Here is an 8,249-nt window from a genome sequence, read left to right as displayed (position 1 = left end):
AAATGCTGAAAGAGGGCAAGCCGGCAGAGGAAGCATTTGGCGCTGCACTGGGAGCAACATCTGATAAACAGGACCGTGCCAATATGGTGGCCAAGCTGTTAAATAAAACCTATGGGAAATCAAAAACAACTTATGATAGTTTGTCAGGGAGTATTTTGGACGCCAATAAAGCGGAAGCGGAACTGAAGGAAACTCAGGCAGAGCTTGGGGAAACCCTCACTCCGTTGAATACAAGGTTCACAGAACTTAAAAATAAAGCCTTGAATGCCATGGCGCCGATGATAGAAAAGGTAGCAGATGCATTTATAGAGCTGATAGATGGGATTGACTGGGATGCAGGAGCCAGGCTGATTGGAAATGTCATGGAAGTGGCCATGAAAGGTCTGGAATGGCTGATGGATAACATAGATCTGGTCTCCGGCATGGTAGCAGGGCTGGGAACCGCATGGCTGACGTATAAGACGTACGTTATGATTGCGGATGCAGCGCAGAAGATTTTAAATACCACAATTTCGTTAACGCCTATGGGAATGTTGATAGGTTTAATAAGTGGTGCAGTGACGGCTACAGCCGTATTTATACAAAAATCTAAAGAAAGCAAAGAAGCAACTATTAAAAACTGGGAAGAAACGGAAAAACTTGTAGAGGAATACGAGAAGCTCCATGAACAGTTACAGAAAAATAAAGAAGCCAGAGAGGAAGAAATAGAATCAGTAGAAACCAACTATCTCGCAGCAGATAAAATGGTTGATAAGCTGGAAGAACTTGCGAAAAAAGAAAATAAGTCCAGTGGCGAAAAGAAACTCATGCACCAGTATGTCGATCAGTTAAATAAGTTAATGCCAGAGTTGAATGCAAAGTACGACGAAGAAAAAGATAAGCTTAATATGTCGACAGATGCAATCCGGGATAATATTGATGCGACCAAAGATTTAGCTATGGCAAAGGCATATGCCGAACAAGGGGATGAGATAGCCAAAGAGATGGTAGAAGTTGAAAACAATCTGGCAAATGCAAAAGAAGAACACAGGAAAAACCAGGAGAATCTTAACGAAGCAATTGAAAGGATGGAAGAATTAGAAGATGAACATGGTAAAAAAGGTCCTTGGATTTCAGATATTGACAGGCAGGCATTGTGGCTGGCACAGGAGAACCAGAAGTATTACACAAAAGAGGTAGAAAAATCAGCTGATGCTGTACAAGGTTATACAGATGATCTTAGTGAATTAAGCGACCAATATGATCAGACATATGAGAGTTCCCAAAGAATGTTTAACCTGCCAGAAATTAAGGAGAAGCTAAAGGCTTTTGAAGAAGCTGGAGCAAAAATACCAGAGGCTGTGAGCAATGGAATAAAGAATGGTGAATATGCATTGCCGGAATCTGTGGAAGAAATGCAGTCTTTAGTTAAGTTTGATCAGATGTTGTCTTCAGCGAATATTGCCGGTATAAGTGTTCCAGAGAGCCTGTCAGAAGGTATCAAAACCGGAGAAATTGCACCCAGTGAAGCAGTAAATCAGATGAATAATCTGGTAGACTTTACCGATCTATTAAATGAATCAAAGTTATCAGGAGAGAAGGTTCCTGAGTGGTTAAGCTCAGGGGTTGCATCAGGAGAAGTTGCACCAAAAGAAGCTGTGCAGCACATGAAAGATCTTGTTGAATACGATGATTTACTGAAAGAAGCAAAGGATGCCGGAATTAGCCTTCCAGAATCTATCAGTGAAAAGATTAACAGCGGTCAGATGAAACCAAAAGAAGCTGTCCAGTATATGAAAGATCTTATCATGTATGATGATTTACTTTCCAAGGCAGAAAAAGCCGGTATCAGCGTGCCGCAGGAACTAAAAGACGGGGTATCTTCTGGGAAAACAAAGCCTTCTGATGCAGTTGGGAAAATTAATACTTTGATGGTAAGCAAGGCCAATGAAGCAGTTGCCAAAATGTCCAAAGAAGGAAGATTAGCGGGCAAAGGTTATGGAGACAGTGTCGGGGCTCAGAAAGATAATGCAGAAAAGAAGTCAGAAAAATTAGTATCGAGTGCCCAAAAAGGTGCCGGCAGTGATGATTTGGAAGATGAAGGTGATGATGCTGGCTCTGGATTTGTGAAAGGACTTGGCAGCTGGATAAGCGCGGCATTTACTGGCGGCTGGCAGCTAGTAAAGAGTGCAATTTCAGGTGGCAAAAAAGCACAGAAATCAAATTCTCCCGCAAAATTGTGGATTGCAGAGGGTGATAATGCAGGTGAAGGTTATGCTATTGGATTAGATCGAAGTGGAAAATTAGTGAATAAAGCAGCAGCTGTCATGGTGCAGGGGGGACTAGATACTATACAGGATATGAGTAGAAGCCTAAATGTAAGCAGTCTTTTTGATTTGGGCAGAGAAAAGATTCCTGAATTTTCTGCAGATGCAGTGCTTAATTTTCAGAGTAATACGGATTTGTTTCAGGGAATTGACACTTCTGACCTGGTAGCCTCCATGCAGAGCAGAGCCTTTCAATTCCAGGTAAAAGATGCTGGATTCGAACCATGTATGGCAGCTGCTGGAGGAACGGACATGGAGCAGAGAATTATTCTGGAAAAAGGAAGTATTACTGTGCATGCGGACATCAACGGACGAGAAGCGGCGAGAGCTCTGGCGCCGGATATGGACCTTGAAATTGGCAGAATTAAACTTGGAAAGGCGAGGGGACATTGATGCTTAATATAACCTTTGGGGATAAAAAAAGTTATGATGATTTTGGGATGATGCTGGAAAAAATAAGTATTCAATTTCCGGAAGTGAAAAAGAACAGTGTGGATATCCCCGCAGCAGACGGAATATTTGATATGGCTGAGGTTTTTCAGGATCTAAAATACGGAAATCGAACCATAGAAATGATTTTTGGGCTGTATGGCCAGTACGAGGACTGGAGCCGGCAGATCAGTGAGATAGCCGGAGCTTTGCATGGACAGAAGATGAGAGTAATTCTTGATACGGATCCGGAGTATTATTATGAAGGAAGGCTGTCTGTGAGTACCGAAAAAGAAGATGATGTATCCCATGAGATTATAATTACCGGTGATATGCAGCCATATAAAATGAAAATAAAAGAAACGGTTATCGTATGCGCTGCGGGGACTGAAAAAGAAGTTATTTTACATAATGGAAGAAAGCGCTTATTTCCACAGATAACAACTACTGCAGAAACCAGATTTACGTTTGGCGGAGTATCTTATTCTGTGGGGGAGGGGACCCACCGGATTTTAGGTTTGAAGCTTCAGCCGGGGGATAACCATCTGACAGTTACCACCACCGGAACAGTGACGTTTCGTTATCGGGAGGGGGATTTGTAGTGTATAGAATCAAATGTGATAAATATACCATTTACGATCCGGCAGAAGAGGATCTTATGGTAAATAATGCGATATGCAGATTAGAAGTGAATACTGTTGGAGAAGCTTCCTTTGATATTTATCCAAGTAATCCCTATTATGATCAGATGAGGAAATTAAGATCTGTTTTTGAAATTTGGCAGAATGATTCTATTATTTTCCGTGGACGGATGACGGAAGACTCGATGGATTATTATACTAAAAAAACAGTAGAATTAGAGGGGGCCCTGGCGTATGCAAATGACAGCATCGTCAGGCCTTTTTCTTTTCCGGAAGATTTTCAGGAGGATGCAGATTATCTCAAGGCTGCAGAGACAGGAAATGTAGTAGAATTTTTTCTGGCCTGGCTGTTGGAGAATCATAATTCACAGGTTCAGGATTTTCAGAAATTGAAGCTTGGAAAAGTAACGGTATTCGAACCTAATAATTATATAACAAGATCATCAGAAGATTATGCAGATACGTGGGAGATTTTAAAATCCAAACTATTTGAATCCGGACTTGGAGGATATTTGTGTATTCGTTATCAGGGGGGTAATAACTATGTGGATTACCTCGCTGACTTTGAACTGACAAATACACAGGATATTGTACTAGAAGAGAACATGACAGATTTCAGCCGGGGAATCGATGCGTCTACAACTTATACCGCAGTCATACCAATCGGGACAGTCCCAAAAGAAGAAGGGGATGATACTTCCGGGGATGAAAAACTGACAATTGAATCCTATCCGGACGGGAATCTGGATGGGGATCTGGTAAAGTCAGGAGATACGATCTACAGCAGCAGTGCAGTAGATCAATATGGCTGGATTTATGCGCCTGTTTCGGAGACGGAATGGAAAGATGTAACACTGGTAGGAAATCTGGTACGAAAGGCCTGTGATTATCTGGCTGGTACAGCTGTAAAGTTATCCAGCAGTATTAGTATAAGGGCTGTGGATCTGCACTATACGGATGAAACAATTCAGTCTTTTCGTATATATAGATATGTAAATGTATATTCAGAACCTCACAGTCAAAATCAGCGTTACAGGTTGACGAGGCTTGAAATTGATCTCCTAAACCCTCAAAATACTATGATTGAGGTCGGGGATAAAATCCTGACACTGACAGATCAGAATGAAGATCTGACGGAAAAAATAGAAAAAATCGAATCTGATTATGTCGTCAATCAGGCAAATACAGATAAACGAATCGAAAATATTGAAAAACAGCTGAGAGTAGAATTAAGCAGCAATTACGGAATCTATCAGCGGACAGATAACACTGGAGTGATAGAGCCGGATTATACAAAAGACCCGCTTATCATTACACCCGTTGTGTACTTTAAAAATAAGATACAGACAGAAAATCTATCATTTATCTGGAAACGAAAGACCGGGGATGCGGAAGAGGAACTGACAGCAGGAGAAGCTGCAGACGCAGGAATCCTAAAAGTATCTCATAATATCACCGGCCAGGTAAGATATATTTGTTATGCCACATATACCGAAGATACCGGGAAACAGTATGTTGCAGGTGACTGGCTGGATTATCTTATGATTGTGGATGGTGCAGACGGGCTGAATGGAGAACAGGGAGTTGCCGGACCACCGGGAAAGGACGGCGAATCCGGAAGAACAACCTATTTCCATGTAAAATACAGCTCTGTACCGGATCCGGAAAACGCAGATCAAATATCAGAAACGCCTGATATTTACATTGGAACATATGTGGACTTTGAAGAAGCAGATTCTTTGGATCCAAAGAAATATACCTGGGCAAGATTTCAGGGACTGCAGGGCTCCGACGGAGAGCAGGGGATACCGGGAAAGAACGGAGCAGACGGACAGACGTCTTATCTGCATATTAAATATTCCAATGACGGTGGGAAGACATTCACCGCCAATAATGGAGAAACAGTTGGAACATATATTGGAACCTGTGTGGACTATCAGTCAGCAGATCCGGTTACGGTAGGGGCTTATACCTGGGCGAAGATCAAGGGAGAGACAGGAGCACAGGGGAAGCCGGGAACTAATGGAAAAGATGCTGCTATTATATCGGATACGGAACCTTCAGATAAGACGATGCTGTGGTGTGACACTTCCATGACACCGCCTCAGATCAAGCAGTGGAACGGGGCGGCATGGATTATTGTAAATGATCCTTTAGTGCTGGAAGAAAAAATCTATAAGGAAGTAGAATCAAAAATCACCCAGGAATCCAGTAAGATTCAGTTGAGTGTTAATGAGACGATCACGAAAGTTCGGGGAGAAATATCAGATGGTTATCTGGAAGCTGTAAAGCAGTCACAGATAAATATGGAAGATGCATTGAAAAGTTATGTATCGGGAAGTGATTATGAAATATATAAAGAAAGTGTAGCAACAGATATCGAACTTGCAAAAAACAGTATTCTACAGTCTGTATCTGGGATTTATGCCACAAAAAAAGAATTAACTACCGCAAACGGAAAACTCACGTCCTTGGAAACTTGGAAGAAAGAAACAAGTCAGAAAATTACAAAAGATGGAATTATTGCAACAGTTGGGAGCTATTATGCAAAATCCGGAGATCTGACAGCAGCGGAAACCAGGCTGGAAGAGGCGGAAAGTGTGATTGCACAGCATGCAACTCAAATCAGTCAGACAGTAAAAGAAAAGGATATTACCGGGAATTATCTGATCGGTAAAATAAACCTCTCTTCTACAACGGCAGCTATAGAAGCAAAGCACATTAATCTTACTGGTGCAGTAACTATTTCAGCGCTTGACAGTAATGCAATTAGTACGATAAAGGGTTATAGCAATGAGGCATTGACCACAGCAAAAGCAGCACAGACTGCTGCAAATACAGCTAATAATAGGGCAACGTATCATTACGGGACCTGTTCTACTGCAGCCGCTACAGCAGCAAAAGTGGTGATTTTGTCAGGCTTTGTTTTATATACAGGAGCAATTGTCAGCGTATATTTTTCAAATCAAAATACTGCTGCAAATTCAACGCTGAATGTGAATGGAACTGGTGCAAAAGCAATTAGAGTGAATAATGCGGCGATGACAGCTGCTTATTATTGGGCAGCAAATAATACCGTTACATTTACATACAATGGAACTTATTGGATAATGTCTGATTCCAGTGCAAACACAATTATTGCAAAATGGTGCTATAACAACAATTTGACATATATAGATGGAGGAAAGTTATACGCAGGAACAGTAACCGCAGATAAGATTAATGTATCAGATTTAACTGCCCTAAAGGCTACAATTGGCGGGTGGAAAATAGAAAGTTCCAGAATTGTAAGTACCTCGAGTATTACTGCCGGAACTGCAGCTACACAATATGAATCCATATTAAATAAATATAGTAGTACATCCTCATCCGCTATCCATATTAGAAAGAGATCTTATGATGGTTCCGCGTATGGGAGCTGGGCAAATTTATTTTATGTAAGATATGACGGCTATGTATATGCAGCGGGTGGAGGACAAATTGGTGCATTTAAACTGGGTACCGGAACAGCAGGTGCACTAACTAATACAAATGGAGATTATACGGTTACTTTAAGAGGTGTTCAAAGCAATCTATCATATGGAGTAATGTATATCACAGATGCTACTTCTGGCAGTAATGTGTATCCGTTTATTATTGCGGGTGATGGAACGCTGAAATCTACAAAACTGCAGGCAACGGGAGGTTTGGTTGGCGGCTGGAATATTTCCGGAAAATCACTGATAGCGAATGCGGATAATTCATACATAGATGCAGGCACCTGGAGAATTTCAAAAGGTAAAATTTCCAATCGTGTAAATGATAAAAACTATACGTCTGTGACAGTTGGAGGTGTTGCTTATGCATATCAATATACAGTTCAAAGTCCGCAGCCAGTTGATGGCGAAGGGGGAAATTTCTTAAGTATCCGGCGTGTAAAGCAAAGCAGCTATTCAGATGGATTGGATTATACAAAATTTGAATATCCGTTCAAGGTCAATCATTTGGGAACGGTGACAGCCAATGTCCTAAGAACCGGATACAAAGATGCTCCGGATGATGGTGTGGAAGGCGGCCAGTTAGGAGATAACGGGACGCTTTATCTTACCGGAAAAAGTGATAATACCGGAATTTATTTTTATTACAACAAGGCCAAGTCTGCAACGCATCATATTTATGCGTCCAGCGCAAACAATATTAATATCACACCTTATCTTAATATTAATTATGCCACCAATCAGACAAATTACAGATTGTATTGCAACGGTGCAGCGTATTTTAATGCCAATATTTCTGCAAATGGAAATATTGACCTGAATAAAAATTCTATCTTGATGTGTAGTGCAAGCATCAATATGCTGTCATCCGGCGATAAGGTAACGTATTATGGAAATAGTGGTTCCTACAGTGGATATACCGTGAATGTCAGAGGAAATACGGTAAGATTGTACGCACATTCTGGCGGCGGAGTATATTTAGGCTCATCAGGCTCCACGGCCATTACTTCTGATGAAAATCTGAAATATATTTATGATATGGATGACCGGTATGAGACGTTCTTCATGGCATTAAAACCGGTTCTTTATACGTATAAAAATGGGGGGCATCGAAAACATGCGGGTTTTGGAGCCCGTCAGGTAAAAGCTGCTCTGGATTGTGCAGGAATCAGCACAGAAGAATTTGCAGGGCTGCTGATCGACAAAGATACAGTGATCGGTGCGGATGAGTTTGGCAGTGAACAGGATGTGCACTTTGATGAACTGTATTCCCTTCGATACGAAGAATTTGGTCCCATTTATGCAATGATGCTGCAGAAGGCTCTGCAGAGGATCAGTGTACTGGAAAAAAGAATCACCGGATAAAACCTGACAATGGGCACCGACAGCTGTCGGTG

At 41.5% G+C, this 8,249-nt stretch carries 3 protein-coding genes; all 3 read left to right on the top strand.

Going from position 1 to position 8,249, the window contains the following annotated elements:
* On the top strand, window positions 1–2,699 hold a 2,699-nt coding region (locus OCV88_RS13745), incomplete at its 5' end, for a coiled-coil domain-containing protein (protein WP_262591348.1).
* Entirely contained in the window at window positions 2,699–3,337 is a 639-nt protein-coding gene (locus tag OCV88_RS13740) for a phage tail family protein (protein ID WP_158426007.1), read from the top strand. The genes OCV88_RS13745 and OCV88_RS13740, both read left to right, overlap by 1 nt.
* Window positions 3,337–8,217 (top strand): phage tail protein, encoded by a 4,881-nt coding sequence (locus OCV88_RS13735; protein WP_158426006.1) that lies wholly within the window; start codon window positions 3,337–3,339, stop codon window positions 8,215–8,217. The genes OCV88_RS13740 and OCV88_RS13735 overlap by 1 nt, the downstream gene beginning before the upstream one ends.
* The last annotated feature ends 32 nt before the right edge of the window (window positions 8,218–8,249 follow it).

The organism is Brotonthovivens ammoniilytica, assembly GCF_025566885.1.
In the GTDB taxonomy this organism is placed as follows: domain Bacteria; phylum Bacillota; class Clostridia; order Lachnospirales; family Lachnospiraceae; genus Brotonthovivens; species Brotonthovivens ammoniilytica.
This window is presented reverse-complemented; position numbering and strand designations above follow the sequence as displayed.

Bases quoted from the DNA above. Each gene is read 5' to 3' on its own strand.
- OCV88_RS13740 (WP_158426007.1), top strand. From the start codon at position 2,699: ATGCTTAATATAACCTTTGGGGATAAAAAAAGTTATGATGATTTTGGG.